Genomic DNA, 22,722 nt, shown 5'->3' on the forward strand with positions numbered 1-22,722 from the left:
ACATAAATAACTAAGAGATTAAAATTAGTAAATTATGCGTTTAATTGATGACGATATAGATGTAGCACCACAGATAAATATCTTGCCAATGATTGATGTCATATTCTCTATATTGGCATTCTTTATCATTTCTACCTTGTTTTTAACCCGTTCAGAGGGTTTGCCAGTTGATTTACCAAAAGCTTCTACCTCTCAACTTCAACGAACTGAACAAATAACTGTAACTATTGATGAAGCTGGGAAAATATTTCTCAATCGCGAACTTATAGAAGTAGATGCTTTGGAAAAAGCAGTACGCCAACTTGTATTACCAAATCAAAAATCTATAGTCACCATAAAAGCGGATGAAGATGTAGACCATGGTGATGTAGTAGCAGTTATGGATCAACTGCGACGAATAGATGAAGTAAAACTGGCGATCGCTACTAAAAAACCAAAGTAATACCGTTTCACGGAAGTTAAAAGTCAAAAGTCAAAAGTAAGATGTTGTAGACTTAAAACTTTTACGCCACGGTAATTTCAGGAAATTATTTCACATTTCAGTAAGACAATTAGTTTAGCCTAAGTTGATTAAATTGGTATAACTAATGATTATTCTTGAGTAACTTACCTTGGTTTGACTCAAAAATATAAAATTAATTTACTTTGCAAATTATTGGCCTGATAAACTATCTATATTTTCTACATTCTGAGGAGAAATTAAGTTAAATTATCAATTTTTTAAAGATATATGAGTCTTTCAATTACTTGTATAGAACAACAGCAAAAAGATAGACGAACGGTAAAAAAGTTCGTCATTTATGGTTTGTTGTGTTCGACCATTCTCCATGCAGGAGTTCTCACATTAGCAATTAGTGGAATGTTGGATCGACCTCCAGAACAAGAGGAAGATGCAATTGAACTAATTTTTGTAGAAGAACCAGAAGAAGCTCCACCAGAACCTGAAGTTGAAGAAAAAGTAGAGGAACCAGAACCAGAAGAAATAGTAGAAGAACCGGAACCAGAAGAAATAGTAGAAGAGCAAGAGGTTATACCACCAGAACCGTTAGAAACAGCTATTGCCCAACCCCAGGAAATCCTTCCTCCAGAAATACCAACGGAAACGGCAATATCAGAAACAGTAGAACCTTCTTCTCCGGAACAACCAACAGAAACAGCACTAGAACCCATTGAGCAACCCCAACAGTTGGAACCATTACCAGAACCAGAACCTGTTGCTGCGGAACCTATTGCTCAACCAAACCCATCAACAGCAGCTTTTTCTCCAGACTCCATAGCGGAGGTACAACCAGACAGTGCATCTACTCCCGAAACAACATCAGACTCCTTTTCAGCACCAATAGCAGCTAATATTCCTCCAGAAGTACCAAAACCAGAAGTTCCAGAGGTAACTCAACCGAGTTTTGATGAACCTAGCTCAAACTTGAGTAGTTCTCTCAGCGAACAAAGTGATTTTGAGGATGTCTCCAGTGATATTGGCGCTCTAGAAAGTTCTCTATCTAGTCCTATTGAGACAGAACGGTCTGCACCGACAAGACCCCCAACAGCAGTAGGAACTCAACCTAGTATTAGTCAGTCAGACTCAAATATTGGTAGTTCCCTCAGCGAACAAAGTAGTTTTGGAGATGTAGCCACTAATTCTGTTAACTCTGATAATAGCAATAGTCAATTTGGATCGCCCCTGAGTTCTGATAATACAGGAGAAGGTTCTCGTCCGTCATTACCAGGAGAAGTAGGAACTCAACCTACTGCCAGCGGTCGGTCAAATTCAGGTATTGGAGATGCTTTGAGCAGTCTTGGTAACTTTGAAGATGGTACTGGCAGAAATTCGGGCAACCCTGGTAGTGGGGAACTAGCAGCAGCGGGGTCGCCTTTACAAGATTTTGGTGGTTCAAGAGGAAGACCAACAAAACCTAGTTCTGGTTCTGGTTCCGGTTCTAGCTCCGGTTCTGGTTCTGGTGGTGTATCTTGTATTGATTGTCCTCAACCTGATTATCCTAGTTTAGCTAGGGATGAAGGATTAGAGGGAAACCCGAAGTTAAGAATTGATATTGATTTTGATGGTAATGTAACCAATGTTTACATAGAGAAATCTAGCGGTCATTCTATATTAGATGAAGCTGCAATAGAGGCAGTAAAAGAATGGAAGTTAGACCCAAAGGATGGAGGGCGTCTAGGAGTTCTAGTTACACTCAAATTTCGCTTGAGGTAATTAGTAGCGATGTTGTATGCAACGTCCGTACATCAGTAGTGAGTAGATAAATTACTAAGAAGTATATTATGAAAATCAATTTTATTAATACTAAAATGATAAATTCAATCAAAAAACAACTAGGAATTATTTTATTGGCAGCTTCTAGTTGCTATGTCACAACTTTAGTTATCTTACCACAGCTAGCAATAGCTGAACAAGTTACTTCTCCTGATGGTACTAGCTGTGATGGGAAAGTCCAAAATGGTAAATTAAATGGTCAGGGAGTCTGCAAATATCCTGATGGTGCTAGCTACGAAGGCAACTTTGTTGACGGTAAACCGGACGGTAAAGGAACATATACTTTTGCGGATGGGGGTCGCTATCAGGGAGAATTTAGAGATGGTGAATTTAATGGTACTGGAGTTTGGGAATTTGCTAATGGCGATCGCTATGAGGGAGAAGTATTAAATGGCAAGTTAGAGGGAAAAGGTACTTTTGTTTCTGCAAGTGATACCCGTTATGAAGGAAATTTTAAAGCAGGTCAACCTAGTGGGAAAGGCGCGTTTATTACTGCTAAAGGAGACCGTTGTGAAGGAGAGGTGACAAATGGAAAGTTGAATAGCACTGGTTACTGTGAATATTCTACGGGAAACAAATATGAGGGACAGTTGCGTAATGGTCAGAGGGATGGAAAAGGAGTTTATACTTTAGCAAATGGCGATCGCTACGACGGAGAATTTGCTAATGGTAAATACAATGGTAGAGGAGTATATACTTTTGCAGCAGGTGGTCGCTATGATGGAGAATTTAAAAGTGGTAAATTTCATGGCAAAGGTCTGCGAGAATATGCTAATGGCAACCGCTATGATGGAGAATTTAAGAATGGAGAACCCGACGGTCAAGGAGTTCTGAATTTTGCCGATGGTAATAGTTATGAGGGAGAATTTCGGAATGGGAAGATGGATGGTAGGGGAGTCTATAGTTTTACTAATGGCGATCGCTGTGAGGGTGAATTAAAAAATGGTAACTTTAACGGTAATGTAGTTTGCAAATACGCTGACGGCGAAAGCTATGATGGAGAATTTAAAAATGGCAAAAAACATGGTGAAGGAGTTTATATTTTTGCTGATGGTACAAAAGTAGAAGGAACTTGGGTTGAGGGAAAAATTAAGCAGTAATATATAATTTAATTAACTTTAAATCGTCAATAAAGTTTGCTTATTTTGTCTTTCTTTATAGTATTTTTCACACACAAAAGTAGACTAAAGAGGCAATATAAGTATGTTTAAATTTTGATAACTTCAAGACCTGAATGTTGTATTCCATGTTAAGGAAAAGTGTTATAAATAGTTTTTTTCAAATCTATCTCAATATAAAAATAAAGGTACTCCTGTAGATGTAGTGATTTAGGTTAGAAGTAGGTAATAGGCCACAGAAAACACCTTAAATTCTTATTTTCATACCAAATTTAAAAAAGATAGTTACAGTAAAATTATGACAAAACTGTTGGTGATTTTGCGGTCTATGTGGGAGGGGAATCAAGGGATAATTTGATAAAAAACAATTTTTTATAATTTAAGAACTATTTTTGGTCAATTATGGAACATTTTTACTCTCAGACCAAATAAATAATATAAATTCTTACCTCCTGACTCCTGACTCCTGACTCCTGACTCCTAAAGAACAAAGTCACTGTAGCAAGATTTTATGAAATTGGTATTACAGAAATAGTATTCCCTTGACTACTTGACTTTTTTTAGGAGGTTGCTACTTGTACACCACTACCAAAATAAAATAGTAAATAAATACATGACCAGCACAGAGTCAGAAAAAATACCCAGTAGTCTCCGTACTTTCCTAACAATTTGGGGAGGGCAATTTGTATCTGCCATTGGTTCAGAAATGACAAATTTTGCGATCGCAATCTGGGCATGGGAATTAACAGGTAAAGCAACACCCTTATCTTTAATCTTCTTATTTTCTCATCTACCCACATTAATCGCATCATCTTTTGCTGGAATCTTAGTAGATCGTTGGAGTCGTAAACAACTTATGATTGTTGGCGATACGATAGCAGGATTGTCCACAATTGCTATCCTACTACTATTTCTAACCAATAACTTAGAAATCTGGCATATATACTTGACAAGAGTTATTAACGGGTTATTTGGTTATTTGCAAAACCTGGCTTTTTCTGCTTCGATGTCTACAATTGTGCCAAAGGAGCATTATGCCAGAGGTTCGGCAATGATGTCAATTAAGTATGGTATCTCTTTGGTTTTAAGTCCTGCTTGTGCAGGAGTTCTTTACCCTTTAATTGGTTTGACAGGAATCCTTACTATTGATATTACGACTTTTATCATAGCTGTTAGTATTCTGTGGTTGGTACATATTCCTCAGCCTAAGACTTCTGAAGTAGAAAACTCTCGTGGTAAAAATTGGCATTGGCAAGAGTTAATATTTGGTTTCCGTTATATCTTTCAGAGAAAGGGGTTGTTAGCTCTAATGATCTTTCTGCTAATTTCTAACTTTCTAGCTGAATCTTCGGGAGCAGCACTTTTAGGTCCCATGTTTTTAGCCCGCAGTAATAATAACACAGTAGTGCTTGGCAGCATACAAATGGCTTTCGGAGTAGGTGCATCAGTAGGTGCTACAGTTCTAACTATTTGGGGAGGTCCAAAGTTAAGAATTAATGGTCTCTTAGTTAGCACTGGACTAGGAGGATTAATCAAAATACTATTGGCATTAGGACGAAGTTCTTCAATGTGGATACCAGCAGCATTTTCAGCAGGCTTTTTTATTCCATTGCCTAGTAGCTTCAATCAAGCAATTTGGTTATCTAAAGTAGAGCCTGTTATTCAAGGCAAAGTATTTGCTGCCCGCTATCTGGCAGCTCAAATAACTGTTCCATTAGGTATAGCAGTTAGTGGTGTGTTAGCTGACTACATATTTGAACCAGCAATGAAAACGGATGGTTACTTAGCTGGAATATTTGGTGGTGTGTTCGGTACTGGTGCTGGTGCTGGTATGGCACTTCAAATAGGAATCCTTAGTTGTTGTAGCATAATAATCACTATTTTTGGATATACTTTTGATCCACTACGAAATGTCGAAGTTAATTTACCAGACCATGATGAATCCTGTAGAAAGTGAGATCATTCCGTAACTGGCAAAAAAAAATCCGTTTGAGGCAAAATCATTATCTCAAATCTAGTTATTATTACGAGTGGACTTTTTTTCAAAAAGCAGTCTAAAATAAAGTAGGGAGAATAGAGAATGGATATCCTATTAACAGACGGCCCTGATAGCCGTACTTTTTTACCAGGAGAATTGCAACCTGGTTTTAGTATCTTTGGTTTGAGAGACGATGATATTCTCACTGGCTCAGATAGTGATGAGATAATGTTTGGAGGAAAAGGTGCCGACCAACTATTCTTAGAAGGTGGTAACGATCAAGCTAATGGTAATAATGAACGAGACTTAATTGTTGGAGGTGCTGGGAACGACATTATAAGAGGGGGGAAAGACGTCGATCTGCTAATTGGCGGTCCTGGAGATGACATACTCTATGGTGACAGAGGTGTAGATGGTCCTATAGGGAGTGAAGGTGCTGATACATATGTATTGTTAGTAGATAATAATGCTACTGATGGAGGAGACCTACTTCTAGATTTTAAACCTGAAGAGGGTGATAGATTAGCACTTGTAGGTGATGATTTAAGACCAGAAGATATTGTTTTAGTTGAGGTTCCTACTGAAGAGACAAGCAGAAATGACTTTTTCCCACTATTTCCTCCTGGACTCTCCCTAGAAGAAGCAATAGGTTTGACACAAATCCCTCAAGACTTATTTAATGTAGCCCCAGAAGGAGTAACAAATTTTGAGCTTCAGACACCAGGTGGACAAGCTATAGCTCGAATATTCCTGACAACGGAAGCAGATATTAGGAATAGTTTTGTTGAATTGCCTGAATTATAAGATAAGAAAATACTTGAATCTAGTATCAATTAAAGATTAAAAATCGCCAGAATTTTACTGCTACTTTAATCATGACAAAATCTTAGAAAAGACTGCAATTGATATGTAGTGAGAAGGGTGCTTTTCTGATAAATTAAAGGAATTTTATGTAGTTTTACGAAAAAAATGGATTTAATAAAATCAAAAGTGAAGGATGAATCAAGATTAAAGGAAATTGGATTAGGTTTAGCTTTATCAATGCTCGTAGCAACACCAGCACAATCAAAGGTGCTGCCCCTTTCAAATCAATTGATTCTATTGGATACCCAAGCTAACAATCTATATAATTCTATTAACAATTCAGAGAAGCAAATCTACATTAATAATGTGGATAATATTTCAAGACTACTGGATAATCTCCCCCAGAAAGGAGATGCCCAAAAATTCCCAATTTTGACAAATCAGATACCACCCTTAACACCCATATTAGAACAAAAACTATTAACAAAAAAACATCAGAAAAAATTTACTGGAAGATTTATCGGTATATCTGTAAGTAATACAGACAATGAAATTCCTCAAATCAATATATTAAACTTATCAGAGTTAATAACTTATATACAGAATGAAAATTCTCTGGAATTACCTACGAGTGGAAACTCTTTAACATTATTGCCTCCTATATCAGAAAAACGAACATTAATTAGTCGGCACGAACTTCTGAAAAAAAAGATAGAAGTTGAGCGAAATCAATCTAATACGACGGAAAATCAATACAACCAACAAGAAAAAATTCCTATAATTCTAGCAAATAAAAATCTCAAGAAAAAACAGCAAAAAAGTCAGAAAAGTTTTCAAGAAATAGAGGTGATTACACCTGAATTAAGTTCACAAAATCAACCAGAAAAAATATCGAGAAATTTTAATTTATCAACCCTGCAAAATGAATCTAATACTAGAAAAGAAAATATAGTAAAACAGCAAAATCAAATTGAAGAAAAGCTAGATATAGAAGCGGCAAAAATATTCCGGATCGACGAAATACAACAACCCTTAACCATTGCATCAGGATTATACCAGCCAGATATAGTTGTTACTGACTTTTCCGAAAATATCAGAATAGCGCAGCAAATAATCCAAGTAACGAATATCAGAGTTAACACCACAGAAGAAGGTATAGAGATTGTATTAGAAACCCTCAATGGAGAAAAATTACAACTCAGGAGTTCTGTAGATGGAAATACTCTGATTGCTAATATTCCCAATGCCGTACTAGCTCTTCCAGATACAGAAGAATTTTCAACTAGAAATCCCATCAAGGGTATTACTAACGTTACAGCAAAAACAATAGATGGTAATAGTATTAGAGTTAGTATAGAAGGAGAAACAGACCTGCCAACAGCAGCCATAGTTTCCACAGACGAGGGGTTAACTCTCAGTGTAAATCCTGTCACTGACGAAATAGAGGTAGTAATTAGTGCTACTCGTACTGGTAGAAAAGAAGAAGACACACCGCGCAGTATTACTGTCATCGATAGCGAACAAATAGAAACTCAAGGAGCGGTTAGTACCACTAATAGCTTGACAGATGTTCTTGGTAGACTGGTTCCCGGTTACGGACCTCCTAATCAGGTCGAACGAGGGGCTCGCGCCCAAAATATGAGGGGTCGTCCTGCATTAATTCTAATTGATGGAGTTGTTCAAAATTCAAATTTAAGTGGCTCGCGAGTGAATATTATCGATCCATCTGCCATCGAACGCATCGAAGTAATTCGGGGACCATCTTCTATCTATGGAACTGGAGGAAGTGGTGGAATTATCAACATTATTACTCGCGAACCTACAGAATTTAAACTTCAACAACAAGCACGAGTAGGGATAAATGATTCTATAGGTGATGAAGCATTTCCGGGAAATGGAATAGGTTACAACTCTAGCTATAGTTTTTCCGGGAATCAAGGAATATTTGATTGGCGGTTACAGACATCACTAAATCAGAACAATAGATTGTACGATGCTGATGGGGATGTAATTCCATCAATTCCTTTAGATGGAGCGAGGAGCTTAAATTTTCTCACCAAACTGGGAGTAGATATCGGTGAAGATGAAAAGCTGGCATTTAGTTATAATGTTTATAATGACCGCATATTTTCAGAAAATATTTCAGATCCTGCCGTTGTATCAATTCCTGGTATCCAAAAAGCAAGAGAATTAAGATTGGGTAAGCTTGATTATGAGGAAATACCAGAAACGACAAATCATAATGTTAGTGCAACTTATAACGATGATAGTATTTTTTGGGGTTCTAAGCTTTATACTCAATTCTTTTTTCAACAAACCGATCAAACAAGTAAAGTTGGTGATAACAGAGAACTTATCTCACTTATATTATCTGGTATAGAAGTTGGTCCTGATGCTCCTCTGGTTACTCAAGGTAGGCAAATAGAGAGCAAAGTGGGAACTAGATTTCAAATTAATACACCAATTGCTAATTCTGCTGATTTCCGGTGGGGATTTGACTATACAAATGAAAGAAATGATAACAGGGAATTGTTTGTCGATCCAGTAGCGTTTGATGAAGAGCGAGAAATAAATATCACAGAGAGTATCAGAACTGCTCCTAGTTTTGTATTAAATAGCTTAGGACTTTTTGCTGAAGGAAACTGGGATGTCAATGAAAAATTAATACTCAGCGGAGGTGCCCGTTATGAAAAGATTTATGCCAATGTTGACGGGTGGCAAGCAAGTCCATTTCAAAATTTCGTTGACGTTTTGGCAGGAATTCCTTTGGATGAATTTGAAGGAGGTTCAAGCGATGCTTCAGATGTAGCATTTAATTTTGGAGTTCTCTATAAAGCTTCATCAGTAATTAGTTTCTATGCTAACTTTTCTCAAGGCTTTAGTATTCCTAGCTTGAGTTTCCTCAACAGTAGTGACCCGGGAAACGTTAATGTTGTAATTGATGAAATATTGGAACCGGAAAAGGTAGATAATTATGAAATTGGGCTGCGTGGCAACTGGGACTCAGTGCAGTTTACTGTGGCAGGTTATTATAACCATGCAGATAAAGGACAAAATTTATTTCTGGAACCTGGTGTACTTACTACACAGTTTGTGAGAACTCCTCAACGAAATTATGGAGTAGAAGCTACTATTGATTGGCAACCAGCTAATACCTGGAGTCTTGGTGGCACATTGACTTGGATGGAAGGTGAGGGTGATTTTGCTGGTACAGAGCGTAGTTGGCAACCTTTGAGTACTTTGGAGGTACAACCGATGAAGTTAACATTTTATTTAGAGAATCAAACTTTGCGTAGTTGGAAAAATCGCTTACAACTGCTGTATGTAACTAATCGCGATCGAGCTTTTGATGATGGGGTAGACCAAGTTAGAATTGCTGGTTATACTACAGTAGATTTTATTAGTGTTCTTGATACTGGTTTGGGCAGATTGGAGGTAGGTATTGAGAACTTGTTAAACCATCAATATTTTCCTGTTGTTGCTCAACTCCGTTCTACAGATGTTCAAGAACAAAGGCATCTTGCTGCTCCCGGAAGAGCTCTTAGTATTCGTTATTTTCTGGATTTTTAGTCTAGATGTACTACCATTATGACTTACACAGAACCACCATATCTAGTAGAGTAGAGGGCGAATGCCATTCGCCCCTACAAATGGTTTATAATTTAGTATTTTGCGTAAGTCCTGACCATGAAACAATAACCAGAATCAAAACTAATTTAAAAATGCTTTTAAGTATATTTCGCTTGGCTACAACTTTTTTAATACTCACAATTTTAATCAGTTGCAGTTCTCCAGCTAAAAATTCTAGTGATACATTGTCTGAAGAGCAAGATACTAAAACTGCTACAGAAGAAACCATAATTGTAACTGACTCTACCAATACTGAGATTGTTTTAGACAAGATTCCAGAGCGTATTTTGTGCCTCGATCCTGTCTGCCTAGATATTTTAGCTGAACTAGGAATAGAACCCGCTGGGATTTTACAAACTATGGCTGATTGGGTTCAAGAACCTCATATGTTTGGAGAGCAGGGTAAAAGATTTTCCCAAATTGCTAGTGTAGGTCAGCTAGAGCCAAATTTGGAGCAAGTTGTCCAACTCAAGCCTGATTTAATTATTGGCTTTCCTGTACACAAGAAAACAAGGGAAGCACTCAAAGGAGTTGTTCCTTTATATATGCTGGCGATGCCCGAAACTTATTCAAAGGCGATCGCCAACCTCAAAACTGTTGGACAACTTACAGGGAAGAATGTTGAAGCTGAAGCAGCAGCCAAAAAATTTCTGGATAAGTTAGCAACTTACAAAGCTAAATCTCCCAAAAATCAAACCTTTCTGTTGATACATAGTCCAGCAGGAAATTTAGCTGTATTTACAGACAAAGCTCTTAACTGTGGGTTCCTGAATACAGTTGCTAATTGTTTGTCACCTGAGTATGATAGTAGTTTGGTTCAAATACATGGTGGTGTTCCTTTTTCTCTGGAAAGACTTACAAAATTGGAACCGGACGTGATTTTTATCTCTTCTAATGATGTTGATAATTATGGAGAATTTGCCAATTATTCAGATAGTCCTTTGTGGCAAGGGTTAACAGCAGTGAAAAACCAAAGGGTTTATGGTGCTAACCCATTGAAAATTATGGGTTTGGGAACTCGTGGTTTAGGTCTGTTGTTGGATAAGACTATGCCTAAGATTTATCCAGATGTGTTTTCGGAATAATAATACTAAAACCCATCCTTACTATTTAGGACTGCTGAGGGTAAAATTAAGCAGTAATATTATGTTGGGTTAAATACTGATAAATTAGGGTTTGCTGAAAAAGTCTTTTTTAAGGAGTAGGGGAGTAGGGGAGCGGGGGAGTAGAAGAGTAATTTTTTTGCCCAACTATGCGCCAGAAATGCGCTCCTTTTTGAGCATGAAGAGCTGAAAAACAGGTACTTTTTCAAGACCTAAAAAGGTACTTACCTATATCTGTCAATACTTTGAGATTTAATCAGCAAGCCCTAAATTAGTGAATGGAGAGTAGGGAGTTTTTTATGACTAACTATTAACTATTTTTTTTCTTAATTCCGAGTAGGTATTTCGATAGTAAACTCAGTTCCTTGTGAAGGACTAGAAACACATTTTAATAAACCCTTGTGCTTTTCTACAACTATATTATAACTAATTGACAGTCCTAAACCTGTTCCTTTTCCTATGGGTTTTGTAGTAAAAAAAGGATCGAATAATTTAGATTGAACATTTTTGGGAATTCCTATTCCATTATCACATATCTTAATCATAACCCATTTTTCATCTATTAATTTTGTCATAACTCTAATTTGAGGAGCTGAGTTTTTTCCGCGAAATACTGATTCTTCTAAAGCATCAATTCCATTAGCTAAGATGTTCATAAATACCTGATTTAACTGACCGGGATAACACTCAACTTTAGGTAAGTCAGCATATTCTTTTAAAACTTGAATAGCTGGACAATTTTGCTTTTCTTTCAATCGATGATTTAAAATTAACAAAGTGCTATCAATACCAGAATGAATATCGACTGGTTTCATATCTGCTTCATCCAAGCGAGAAAAATTTTTCAAAGACTTAACTAATTCACAGATACGATCGGTTGCTATGTGCATTGAATTTAATACTTTAGGTAAATCTTCACTCAGAAATTCTAATTCTATTTCTTCTATTTTTTGTGATATTTCGACTCCTGGTATTGGAATTTTTTTTTGATATAGATTAACTAACTCTAGTAAATCTTGAAGATAATTATTTGCCGGATATAAATTGCCTTTAAGAAAATTAATTGGATTATTAACTTCATGGGCAATACCAGCTACTAACTGACCCAAGCTCGAGAGCTTTTCTGCTTGAATTAATTGAGCTTGAGTCTCAATAAGTTCATTTAAAGTTTGTTGTAGTTTTTCTGCTTTTTCTCTTGATTTAGCTTCTGATTTTTGCAGAGCATTTATCAGTTTCTGGCGTTCTGTAATATCAGTGGCGACACCAATGACACCAAATATTACATCATTTTCTCTTTTTAAAGGAGACCATCTAGTATTAAAAATTAAATCCCCAAACTTAGCAATTGCTTCAGCATTTTTTCCTCTTAAAGCACAATTATTTGCCTCCAAAAGTTGAGGTTGGTCTTGGTAGACATCATAAATAGATAGTCCTAATATTTCATCTAATTGTTGACTTGTTAATTTGACATTTTTACCTTCAAATAAGGTAAATATACCATTACAGTCTAGGGTAAATAAAATAATTGGAGCATTTGTAATAATAGTTCGTAATTGCTGTTCTTTATCAGATAAAACTTGGGTCATTACTCTAGCTATTGCTGTAGCTCGATATTGAGTAGTAGTCATAGACCAAGTTAAACCAAAAAGAAGACAACTAATGGTTAAACCATTCGCCAGTATCAGTACCGACTTTTGTTGCTTTGTTTTTTCTATTTCCCTTTCTCCATAGTCTGTCGATGACTCTGTTGAACTAACAAAAAGTCTATCGGTTTTTTGCCAGACAACCCATGTTACTCCCAATGACAATATTAGTAATAGCCAAGGCAGCCATTTTAATAATAGCTGTGGTCTAGATGGAGATGAATCGGAATCAAATTTTGGTTGCAGTGACATTATACTGTATAATTCTTTGTAGATTAATTAATGAGAAAAAGTTATTGATAAAAATAATCAACTAATTGAATAGATAGTCAATGCAGTGAATTTACCTTAAATTTTATTCTGACAGACTTTTCAAGTTAAATATCTATAGTACATTTATTATTATAATAGATAATTATTATCAATAATGTTTTTTGATTTAGGGCTTGCTGATTAACCATAAAACTATTTACAGATAAAGGCTTTAGCCTTTTTAGAGTGAAAGAAGTGCAAGCTTTTCGGTATCTAGAGCTACAAAAAGTTAGCATTTTGAGCAGACAAGGGCGGAAAAATCAAGGGATAATTCTTTCTCCTACCTCCTCTATAGAACTCATTTGGGGTCTATTGAAAATATAGATGGGGTTATGGGTTGTATTGGAATATTTTTCCATCTTTTCGTTGTATTTCCTCTAAGTACAGACGACTCTGTACCTCAAAAATTTAATCCCTGGTAAAGATACCAAATGGCTTCTATAATTCAATACGGTTCAGTTAAGACTAAAACTGATAAGGTATGGAACTATTAGAGTAGCTCTTGAGATTACAGAAGTTCCCAAAAAAATCCTTAACTGAACTGTATTGTTCTATAATTCCCATTTCTCCCAAATACTCCCTGAAAAGACTTTTTCCGCAAACTCTATTTAGATTTGAAGGAGACAAAAAACAACTCGCGGTCTGGAAAAATAATCAAGCAAATGGAAAAAAATTCTCGTGTCAGTCAATTACCTAAACAAAACTCCCGCTCTCAGCGTTTACTAACCACAGGTTTACTGATAAGCATATTTGTATTAGTAATCTGCTTGATTATTAGTATAACTACAGGCGATGCAGAAATTCCTCTGGAAACTGTCTATAAAACATTTACAGCATTTGATGGTTCCACAAACCAACTAATTATCCGCACTTTGAGACTACCTCGCAGCTTAATCGCAATGTCAGTCGGAGCTTCCCTTGCTGTAGCAGGTAGTATCATGCAAGGATTAACTAAAAATCCTCTAGCTAGTCCAGGAATTCTAGGAATAAATGCAGGAGCAGTTTTAGCTGTAGTATCCGGAGGATTGATTTTTGGCTCCGACTCAGCAAACATTTATCCTACTTTTGGCTTTTTTGGAGCTATTATAACAGCACTAACTGTTTATTGGTTGGGGTCTCTTGGTAAAGGTGGCCTCCAACCTGTCAAGTTAACTATTGCAGGTGCAGCTATAACTGCTCTTCTTAGCTCTTTAACTACAGCAATACTAATTCTCGATCAAAATAGCTTAGAGAATATTCGATTTTGGCTAGCCGGATCGGTTGCCGGAAAAGACTTAAATGTATTTTTGCAAGTATTTCCCTATCTTTTGATAGGATTAACCATAGCTTTTTTGCTAGCACGACAGATTACTATTCTAACATTAGGAGAAGATGTAGCAATAGGTTTAGGAGTACAAACTGTCTGGGTAAAAGTTGGTGCAACTATCTGTGTGGTAATCTTAGCAGGATGCTCCGTATCAATTGCAGGTGCTATTGGTTTTATTGGATTAGTCGTTCCTCATATTGCCCGCCTCTTAGTCGGCATTGATTATCGTTGGATTATTCCTTATGCTGCAATTTTGGGTAGTATTTTATTACTCTTAGCTGATATTGCTGCCCGTCTGTTACTAAAACCTATTGAAATTCCTGTGGGAATAATGACCTCTTTAATCGGAGGTCCTTTTTTTATATATTTAGCTTTATCAAAAGACTTCTTGCAGAAGTCAGGGAATAGGGAATAGGGAATAGGGAATAGTAAGGTGTAAAAGGGTTTTTCCAGCGGAAACCCTGCGAGAACAGGATTTAGAAATGTCCGCGCCCTTTGCTTCGACTGCTATAATTAAAACTTTTGCAAGAGGTCTAAAGATTATAAAAATGAAAGAACGCTGGTTAGTTATCCGCCCTCAAGAATTTCCCATCTCATGGCGTGTGGAGCGACGAGTACCAATTGTTTTGTTGGTCTTGGTAGTATTAACCCTGGTAACTATGATATTAAATGTGAGTGTCGGCGAATATCCGATACCACTCCTAGATGTATTCAAAACCATAATTGGTTTAGAAACAGGCAATACAGATTATTCGTTTGTTGTTAATACCCTACGTCTACCACGAGTATTAATATCAGTCGGTGTAGGAATGGGATTAGCAGTATCAGGGGCAATTCTACAAAGCTTAATTCGTAATCCTTTGGCAACTCCAAGTATTATAGGTGTGAATGCTGGAGCAAGTTTAGCTGCTGTGGTAGTAATTGTACTTTTGCCAAATGCTCCTCTATTTACTATACCTATCTCTGCTTTTGGTGGAGCGATCGCTATTTCGATTCTCATTTACCTACTTGCTTGGGAAAAAAGGAATTCAACCATGTACTTAGTTTTGATTGGCATTGGTTTAAACACCATTGCCAGTGCCTTAACTACTGTAATGGTAACATTTGGCGAATTAAATAGTGTTTCTCAAGCTTTAATTTGGATTACAGGTAGTGTGAGTGGTCGCAGTTGGGAATATGTTTGGCCATTACTGCCCTGGTTATTCATATTTTTACCTTTGGCAATTTTTCTAGCAAAAGACCTCAACGCCCTTTTTTTAGGAGAGGAAGTAGCTATAGGTTTAGGTATTCCCCTTGACTGGCGACGCGGTTTGTTATGGTTAACAAGTGTTAGTTTAGCTGCTGCTTGTGTAGCAACCGCTGGAGCAATAGCATTTGTTGGGTTTATTGCACCACACTTAGGTAGGCAGTTGGTAGGTCAATCCCATGAAGGTCTAATTCCGACTGCTGCGATGATTGGTGCATTTATTGTAGTCTTGTCAGACTTAATTGGCAGAGTATTATTTGCCCCAACAGAAATTCCTTGTGGCATAATTACTGCCATTATTGGTGCACCTTATTTTCTTTATTTATTGTATCGGAGCCAGCAATGATCGACTCAGAAAGCCCAAAAAGTGCTTTAACTACTCGAAAGCTAACTGTTACTTATAACAATGGACAACCTATTGTGCTGAATTTAGATTTGGCAATTCCTAGAGGTAAGATTACTGTGATAGTCGGTCCTAATGGTTGTGGCAAATCAACTTTACTCAAAAGTTTGGCAAGATTGCTCAAACCTATTAGCGGTACTGTTTATTTGGATAGTAATTCTATATTTAAGTTATCAACAAAGGAAGTAGCAAAACAATTAGCTATTTTGCCTCAAAGTCCTACTGCTCCAGAAGGTTTGACAGTAGAAGAGTTAGTAGCTCAGGGCAGGTATCCTTATCAGAATTGGTTACAACAATGGTCTATTGATGATGAAAAAATTACTCAACAAGCTTTGGCTACTACGGGACTTTTGGAGTTGGCAGGGCGATCGCTTGATTCTCTATCTGGAGGCCAAAGGCAACGAGCTTGGATTGCGATGGCCTTAGCTCAGGATACAGAAATTTTATTGTTGGACGAACCAACTACTTTTCTGGACTTGGCTCACCAGATTGAACTTCTGGATTTGCTCTACGATTTGAATCATTCTCAGGGACGAACAATAGTTATGGTTTTACACGATCTGAATCAAGCTTGTAGATATGGAGATAATTTAATTGTACTAAGAGATGGCCAAATTGTGACTCAGGGTCATCCAGAGCAAGTAATGACTGTAGGAATGGTTCGTTTAGTATTTGGCCTGGAGTCTCAAATTATTCAAGACCCTGTAACTGGGACACCAATGTGTATACCAATGGGACGCAAAGCGAAACAAAAAGTGTGATGTATATTTAAGAAAATATACAAATATTAATTTTTTCTTAAAAAAATATAAAAATTTCATTAAATCATTACAAATAAAAAATATACATGTTAAGATTTCCTTAAATTAAATGAGAATTCTTTTCATTTAATTTGGTGTAGTAAAAAGTTTAAAAGCATACGGTAAGTTTTGCTAACGCAGAGCTTTCCGGCAGAATGTTATGCAAACGTTTTCTATGTCTGAGAGAAACCCTGTTTTTGAGACGCAAGACGTTAGCGTTACTTATAATCAATATAAAAAAATTCACTAAAAAATGATTTCGTTAAAATACTCTTGCTGCCGTGAGATGCCTAAAAAATTATTCACTTGTAGAACGAACTGTTAGCGCAGTTTATCCTGCCGATAAACCCAAAAAATCTTATTATTGTTTGGTTTCCTACGTCAACCTAAGCTAGTAGGGGCGAGTTCCAGTTAAAATTAATACATCAATATTCAATCATAAATGAACCCGCCCTAATGCACAAAACTAGCTATGTCACTCCAAATAATAGAATAAGATGTAAATAAGGGAGCAAAATGCTCCGACTATTAATAAAATGACTCAACTATATCAAACCACTAAAAACACTCTCACTGAGTGTCGTTTCTGTTCGGAGATATCAAAAGCTAATGGAGAAGACCCCATAGGAACAGCATCAACTTGCGACCACTGGTTAATTATTGAAATAGCACAACCCTGGTCTGAACAAGCTTTTATGGAAAATCGTCAACTTAAACCAGTGCTTGGTTTAATTTTCCAAGCAATAAAAGATGGGGTGAAGTTAAAACCAATGGCGATCGCTCCTGACCGGGAATATTCCCAACCTGGTTATACTCGCATACTATATTATTACCGCCCTGGTGAATTATTTGCCGAGTATGAGAAGCAAGAATATATTGTACCTGATGCTTTGATGAGTCAGTTACTAATTTCTTTACTCAAGCAACTACAGCAACAACCAAACGAACTGGAAAATTTTCAGCAATACCAGCAACAAACTAGCCATATTAGAGAAATGCTAGTTTGTACTAATGCCAATGTTGATGTAGCTTGTGGTAGGTTTGGCTATCCTATTTATAAAAAGTTGCGTTCTGAATATGCAGCTACTTCTCAAGGAAATTTACGAGTTTGGAGATGTAGTCATTTTGGCGGTCATCAGTTTGCACCAACATTAGTCGATCTGCCCGAAGGTCGTTATTGGGGACACTTAGAACCAGAAATGATCGATCTACTGGTATTGAGAAATGGTTCAGTATCAGGTCTGCGCCAGTATTACCGAGGTTGGGCAGGTTTAAACTTTTTTGCCCAAATTGCCGAACGGGAAATATGGATGCAAGAAGGTTGGAATTGGTTGAAGTATCCTAAAGCGGGGAAAGTATTGGCATTTGATGAAGAAAGACTAAAACATCTCAGTCTAGAGGAAGCAAAGGCAGAAGCAAACTGGGTATTGGTGCAACTAGAATTTATTGTTGATAATAATAACAATTTAAAAAAAACTTATGAAGCTAGGGTGGAACTTAATGGTGAGGTGATGAGTGCCTTGCATTCGAGCGATGATATGGAATTAACAGCAGTTAAGCAATATCATGTCAGTTCTTTAGTGAAACTCAATTGACGCTCATTCTTGATACTTATTTTTTTTAGATCGAGTTCTGATAATTAATAACAATACTGTAGATTTGGTTGAAGTATGAAACCAAACAAAAACAAAACAGATAATAGTTTTTGGGTTATCCTAATGCTTAATCAAGCCTACAATTTGCAAACTTTTTCTTATAAGTATTTAACCTAATATGATATTGTTTTATATTTTTCTATTTTATCAAATCTCCTAATACTTAATACCTGTAATAGTTTAATAAACCAAAATCTGTCATAGCTAATTTATTGAGATTTAGTATTAGTAGATATATAGCATTTTCAAATGATACCCGAAAATGTCTAGGAGTTTTTTTTAGAAAATGTGACTCATAATCCTGAAATTTCAAATAAATGATATTTATTAGGTTCTTTCTAATAACTACTAACTACTACTAACTATTAACTATTAACTACTAACTACTGATTACTGACTACTAAAAAAGATGAAATATTTAACAACAGCAGAATACAAAGCACTATATCAGGAATATTTAGAAAAAGGTAAAATTATTTCATATTCTGATGATTTTGAAACTTTTCTCAGAATTCAAGCAGAACAGGAGTTAGGAGTAACAGCATACGATAGAACAATCCAACTGCGGCCTGGATTAAAAATAAAAATTAGTGGCGGAAAAGCAAAATATACTTTTGCTAGAGAAATTCAACATGATGATTCCATGCCATTAATATTAGCTTTTCAACTTGCGGGAAGTTACCGAGTATGGACAGAAGGAATTGGAGATGACTACTATTCTGAAAAAAGTGGAGAAAATTATTTATTTTTTCTTCCTGGTACAAAAGAAATAGAAGAAATACCAACCGGAGAAAATTTAGAGAGAATTAGAATTATTGTAGAACCCGATCTTTTCAGAAATTTTAGTAGTAGTCAACTTGATTTAATGCCTACTGAATTAAAAGCATTAATTGGCAATGATTCACGGCAAATTTTTCATCGGAATGTTGGAGCTATAACTCCAGCAATGCAGCAAGCATTACAGCAAATTATTAATTGCCCCCATCAAGGTATGGCAAGACAAATTTATTTAGAAAGTAAGGCACTAGAATTAATAAGTTTACAGTTAACACAATTAATACAAAGTCAGTCAGAAATTATTTCATCTAGTTCATCTGGATGTTTACAACCAGATGATATTGAGAGAATTAATCAAGCAAAATCTATTTTAGAAGCAAATTTAGAAAATCCACCATCTCTAATGGAATTAGCTAGAAAAGTACAACTTAATGATTATAAACTCAAACGAGGCTTTAAGGAAGTTTTTGGTACAACTACATTTGGATATTTGCAAAAAATCAGAATGGAGCGGGGGAAAAATCTCTTAGCAGAGAGGATGTTAACTGTTGCTGGAGTAGCTCAAACTGTTGGTTATAAGAGTCCAAGTCGGTTCTGTGATGCTTTCAAAAAACATTTTGGTATTACTCCCAGAAATTACAGAATGAGTCTAAATTTTTAAATCGACAAAACAGGCAAAAAAAAATCCGTTTAGGGCAAAACTAATCTCTGGAACGAAATCTATGATGGTGTTTGATTTGCCAAAAAGCAAAATCAAATATCAAGGAGGATTTAACATTGGATATTATTTTAACAGACGGCAATGATGTTCGGACTTTATCCCCAGGAGAATTAGGACCTAGCGATAGTCTATTTGCCCTAAGAGGTAATGATGATGTAACTGGTTCGAGCAGTAACGAAACAATGTTTCTAGGTAAAGGTAACGATGTAGCAAGAGGTACAGGGGGTAATGATGAAATTAATGGTAATAATGAACAAGATTTAATTACAGGTAGTGATAGAGACGATACTGTAAGAGCAGGTTAAGGAAATATATCAACCACTCACAACTGCTGCTGCACTATATCAACCCGACATAATTATCACTAACATATCTGAAGATATTTCTCAAGATATTAGAATTGCTCAAGAAATTATTCAAGTAACAAATATCAGACTTGATTCAACTTCAGAAGGTCTACAAATTATATTAGAAACACTCTCTGGAGAAAAGTTACAAGTTAAAACTGCAGTTGATGGAAATACTCTAATTGTTGATATTCCAAATGCTGTATTATCTCTCTCTGCCAGACACAGAAGAATTTAGTGCCAAAAACCCGATAACAGGAGTGACTAATGTTGCAGCAATAACTATTAATTCTAATACTATTCGAGTTACAATAGAAGGAGAAACAAGTCTACCAATAGCATCATTACTTCCTGCTGATGAAGGTTTAGCCCTGAGTGTAGAACCAGTAATTGAAGATGAAGAAATTGAAGTAGTAATTCAAGCAACCCGTCGTGCTAATGCCAAAGAAGAAGACATACCACGCAGTATTACCGTTATTCCTCGCGAACAAATAGAAAGCCAAAATAGTGTTAGTGCAACTAATAACGTTACAGATATTCTTGGTAGAGTAGTACCTGGTTATGGTCCTCCTACCGCAATTACCAGAAGAACCCGAAGCCAAAGTTTGCGAGGTCGCCCCGCTTTAATATTAATAGATGGAGTCGTGCAAAATTCTAATCTCAGCAACGATACAGAATTGAATACTATCGATCCATCAGCAATTGAGCGCATTGAAGTGATCCGGGGTCCCTCTGCTCTCTACGGAAATGGATCGACTGGTGGTATTGTCAACATTGTTACTCGTACCTCTAGCGAAGGTTTGGAACAGGAAGGAAGAATAGGTTACAGCAATTTTGGTGGAGAAGAATTTTTTCCAAACAACGGATCGAGTTACAATGGTAGATACCGCATATCAGGTAGTGCGGGGAATTTTAATTGGGGAATTAATGGTTCACTAAATCAAAATAACAGATTTTATGATGCAGAAGGAGATATTATTCCTACAGGTGATCTAGATGGAAGTAGAAGTTTAAATTTACTAACTACACTTGGTTTAGATTTGAATGAAGAGCAACGACTTAAATTCAAATACAACCTTTATAACGACAGACTTTTCCCTCGTTATGCCGCTGATGGAGAAAACATAGAAATATTTGGCTTACAAAAAGCTAGAGCTGAAAGAATTCCTCGTTATGATTATGAAGAACCTCCCGAACAGACGAATCACAATATCAGCTTAACTTATGATAATGACAATTTGTTTGGTTCTCAGCTTTATACTCAATTTTTCTTTCAAAGGACTTATTTGAGACAAGTGCTTCAAGACTTCCGAGATTTTTTTGCTAGTACTCTTCCTAGCGAACTGCCAGCAGATTTCCCTGGACTTAGACAACCCGCAAATGAATCAAGAAAATTAGGAACTCGTATACAGATTACTACTCCTTTTTCTCAATCTGCTAGTGTCTTTTGGGGAGTTGACTACACTAACGAGAGAAATGATACAGAAGATTTAGTTTTAGATCCAGAAGCATTTAATGAACGAGAAGAATTAAATGTTAGAGAGCGTGTTACTCCGGTTCCTAATTTTGACATAAATAGTGTGGGAATTTTTGCTGAAGGACAGTGGGATGTGACTGAAAAGATACTACTTAGTGGAGGTGCGCGTTATGAAACCATTCATTCCAATTTAGAAGATTGGACAGGAAGTCCATTCAATAACTTTCTGGCTATACTTGCAGGAGAAGAATTACCAGAATTTGAAGGAGGTACTACTACTGCATCAGATATAGTTTTTAATACTGGCGTTGTCTATAAAGCTTCACAAGAAATTAGCTTGTTTTTCAACTTTTCTCAAGGATTTTCTATCCCCAGTTTTGGTTTCCTTGGATTAGCAACCGATCCAGTTAACTTTGATCTGGGAACAGACGAATTGTCTGAACCAGAGAAAGTTCATAACTATGAAATAGGTATACGTGGCAATTGGAAATCAATACAATTTACAGCTGCAACTTTTTATAATCATTCCGATCTAGGGCAAAATTTGACATTAGGAGAGGATGGTTTCGCAGAGTTAGATCGAGGTCCTCAACGAAACTATGGAGTGGAAGCAACTCTTGATTGGCAACCTACAGATACCTGGAGAATTGGCAGCACTTTTACTTGGAATGAGGGTGAAGGAGACCTTCCAGGAGACAATCGTGGTTGGCAACCTTTGAGTGGTATAGAAGTGCAACCTATGAAAGTGACTTTGTATGTACAGAATGAAACTTTGCCTAATTGGCGAAATAGGTTACAAATGCTATTTGTGGGCGATCGCTTTAGAGCTTTTGACGAGGACGTAGATGAATTTCAAGCAAATGGTTATATAACATTTGATTTAGTCAGCGTCCTCAATTTAGGGTTGGGGAGGTTAGAGTTAGGTGTTGAGAATTTATTTAACCGTCAATATATACCTATTTCTTCTCAAGAACGGATTAATAATAATGAATTTCGATATTTAGCTGCTCCTGGACGGAATCTTAGTATTCGTTATTTTTTGAAGTTCTGAAGTTAGTAGTCAGTAGTCAGTAGTGAGAGCTTCTTGCTCTCTCATTAGACCTCTCCGGAAAAGAGGGAACAGGGAACAG

The 22,722-nt window shown here is 36.5% G+C and carries 16 protein-coding genes; 15 read left to right on the forward strand and 1 reads right to left on the reverse strand.

Annotation, left to right across the window (positions count from 1 at the left end; all coding sequences use genetic code 11):
• Positions 1–34: 34 nt before the first annotated feature.
• From ACP6PM_RS34055 to ACP6PM_RS34085, 7 genes are all read left to right on the forward strand, one after another.
• Complete coding sequence (locus ACP6PM_RS34055) at positions 35–442, forward strand: ExbD/TolR family protein (protein WP_426591276.1); 408 nt, start codon at positions 35–37, stop codon at positions 440–442.
• A gap of 288 nt (positions 443–730) precedes the next feature.
• Positions 731–2,212: an energy transducer TonB gene (locus ACP6PM_RS34060; RefSeq protein ID WP_426591277.1), complete on the forward strand. Its 1,482-nt coding sequence runs from the start codon at positions 731–733 to the stop codon at positions 2,210–2,212.
• Between the two features lie 95 nt (positions 2,213–2,307).
• Positions 2,308–3,372, forward strand: coding sequence for a hypothetical protein (locus ACP6PM_RS34065; RefSeq protein WP_426591278.1), 1,065 nt, complete (start codon positions 2,308–2,310; stop codon positions 3,370–3,372).
• Positions 3,373–4,003: 631 nt separating this feature from the next.
• Positions 4,004–5,347 (forward strand): MFS transporter, encoded by a 1,344-nt coding sequence (locus tag ACP6PM_RS34070; RefSeq protein WP_426591279.1) that lies wholly within the window; start codon positions 4,004–4,006, stop codon positions 5,345–5,347.
• 123 nt (positions 5,348–5,470) lie between these two features.
• The gene (locus tag ACP6PM_RS34075; protein ID WP_426591280.1) at positions 5,471–6,172 is read left to right on the forward strand and encodes a calcium-binding protein; all 702 of its coding nucleotides are present in this window, start codon (positions 5,471–5,473) and stop codon (positions 6,170–6,172) included.
• A gap of 165 nt (positions 6,173–6,337) precedes the next feature.
• A complete protein-coding gene (locus tag ACP6PM_RS34080; protein ID WP_426591281.1) occupies positions 6,338–9,742 on the forward strand; it encodes a TonB-dependent receptor domain-containing protein in 3,405 nt (1,134 codons plus the stop codon).
• Positions 9,743–9,894: 152 nt separating this feature from the next.
• The gene (locus ACP6PM_RS34085) at positions 9,895–10,887 is read left to right on the forward strand and encodes an ABC transporter substrate-binding protein (protein ID WP_426591282.1); all 993 of its coding nucleotides are present in this window, start codon (positions 9,895–9,897) and stop codon (positions 10,885–10,887) included.
• A gap of 344 nt (positions 10,888–11,231) precedes the next feature.
• Here the strand turns inward: ACP6PM_RS34085 and ACP6PM_RS34090 are convergent, their stop codons facing one another.
• A complete protein-coding gene (locus ACP6PM_RS34090) occupies positions 11,232–12,800 on the reverse strand; it encodes a sensor histidine kinase (RefSeq protein ID WP_426591283.1) in 1,569 nt (522 codons plus the stop codon).
• Positions 12,801–13,522: 722 nt separating this feature from the next.
• Here ACP6PM_RS34090 and ACP6PM_RS34095 point away from each other — a divergent pair.
• From ACP6PM_RS34095 to ACP6PM_RS34130, 8 genes are all read left to right on the forward strand, one after another.
• Entirely contained in the window at positions 13,523–14,581 is a 1,059-nt protein-coding gene (locus ACP6PM_RS34095) for a FecCD family ABC transporter permease (protein ID WP_426591284.1), read from the forward strand.
• 133 nt (positions 14,582–14,714) lie between these two features.
• On the forward strand, positions 14,715–15,758 hold the full coding sequence (locus ACP6PM_RS34100; protein ID WP_426591285.1) for a FecCD family ABC transporter permease: 1,044 nt from the start codon (positions 14,715–14,717) through the stop codon (positions 15,756–15,758).
• Positions 15,755–16,576 carry an ABC transporter ATP-binding protein gene (locus tag ACP6PM_RS34105; RefSeq protein ID WP_426591286.1) on the forward strand — a complete coding sequence of 274 codons (822 nt, stop codon included), beginning with the start codon at positions 15,755–15,757 and terminating at the stop codon, positions 16,574–16,576. The genes ACP6PM_RS34100 and ACP6PM_RS34105 overlap by 4 nt, the downstream gene beginning before the upstream one ends.
• 575 nt (positions 16,577–17,151) lie before the next feature.
• Positions 17,152–18,210, forward strand: a complete 1,059-nt coding sequence (locus ACP6PM_RS34110; RefSeq protein ID WP_426591287.1) for a sucrase ferredoxin — start codon at positions 17,152–17,154, stop codon at positions 18,208–18,210.
• A gap of 469 nt (positions 18,211–18,679) precedes the next feature.
• Positions 18,680–19,708 (forward strand): helix-turn-helix transcriptional regulator, encoded by a 1,029-nt coding sequence (locus ACP6PM_RS34115; RefSeq protein WP_426591288.1) that lies wholly within the window; start codon positions 18,680–18,682, stop codon positions 19,706–19,708.
• 116 nt (positions 19,709–19,824) lie between these two features.
• Positions 19,825–20,073, forward strand: coding sequence for a hypothetical protein (locus ACP6PM_RS34120; RefSeq protein ID WP_426591289.1), 249 nt, complete (start codon positions 19,825–19,827; stop codon positions 20,071–20,073).
• A 160-nt stretch (positions 20,074–20,233) separates the two neighbouring features.
• A complete protein-coding gene (locus tag ACP6PM_RS34125; RefSeq protein WP_426591337.1) occupies positions 20,234–20,353 on the forward strand; it encodes a hypothetical protein in 120 nt (39 codons plus the stop codon).
• On the forward strand, positions 20,313–22,643 hold the full coding sequence (locus tag ACP6PM_RS34130; protein ID WP_426591290.1) for a TonB-dependent receptor: 2,331 nt from the start codon (positions 20,313–20,315) through the stop codon (positions 22,641–22,643). Before ACP6PM_RS34125 ends, ACP6PM_RS34130 begins: the two co-directional genes overlap by 41 nt.
• The last annotated feature ends 79 nt before the right edge of the window (positions 22,644–22,722 follow it).

The sequence above is a fragment of the Dapis brunnea BLCC-M229 genome (assembly GCF_050015995.1).
Taxonomy (GTDB): domain Bacteria; phylum Cyanobacteriota; class Cyanobacteriia; order Cyanobacteriales; family Microcoleaceae; genus Trichodesmium.

Coding starts and splice junctions, on each gene's coding strand:
- ACP6PM_RS34080 (WP_426591281.1), top strand. CDS start 6,338: ATGGATTTAATAAAATCAAAAGTGAAGGATGAATCAAGATTAAAGGAA.
- ACP6PM_RS34090 (WP_426591283.1), bottom strand. CDS start 12,800: ATGTCACTGCAACCAAAATTTGATTCCGATTCATCTCCATCTAGACCA.
- ACP6PM_RS34070 (WP_426591279.1), top strand. CDS start 4,004: ATGACCAGCACAGAGTCAGAAAAAATACCCAGTAGTCTCCGTACTTTC.
- ACP6PM_RS34060 (WP_426591277.1), top strand. CDS start 731: ATGAGTCTTTCAATTACTTGTATAGAACAACAGCAAAAAGATAGACGA.
- ACP6PM_RS34130 (WP_426591290.1), top strand. CDS start 20,313: ATGCTGTATTATCTCTCTCTGCCAGACACAGAAGAATTTAGTGCCAAA.
- ACP6PM_RS34100 (WP_426591285.1), top strand. CDS start 14,715: ATGAAAGAACGCTGGTTAGTTATCCGCCCTCAAGAATTTCCCATCTCA.
- ACP6PM_RS34085 (WP_426591282.1), top strand. CDS start 9,895: ATGCTTTTAAGTATATTTCGCTTGGCTACAACTTTTTTAATACTCACA.
- ACP6PM_RS34105 (WP_426591286.1), top strand. CDS start 15,755: ATGATCGACTCAGAAAGCCCAAAAAGTGCTTTAACTACTCGAAAGCTA.
- ACP6PM_RS34095 (WP_426591284.1), top strand. CDS start 13,523: ATGGAAAAAAATTCTCGTGTCAGTCAATTACCTAAACAAAACTCCCGC.
- ACP6PM_RS34055 (WP_426591276.1), top strand. CDS start 35: ATGCGTTTAATTGATGACGATATAGATGTAGCACCACAGATAAATATC.
- ACP6PM_RS34115 (WP_426591288.1), top strand. CDS start 18,680: ATGAAATATTTAACAACAGCAGAATACAAAGCACTATATCAGGAATAT.
- ACP6PM_RS34065 (WP_426591278.1), top strand. CDS start 2,308: ATGATAAATTCAATCAAAAAACAACTAGGAATTATTTTATTGGCAGCT.
- ACP6PM_RS34075 (WP_426591280.1), top strand. CDS start 5,471: ATGGATATCCTATTAACAGACGGCCCTGATAGCCGTACTTTTTTACCA.
- ACP6PM_RS34110 (WP_426591287.1), top strand. CDS start 17,152: ATGACTCAACTATATCAAACCACTAAAAACACTCTCACTGAGTGTCGT.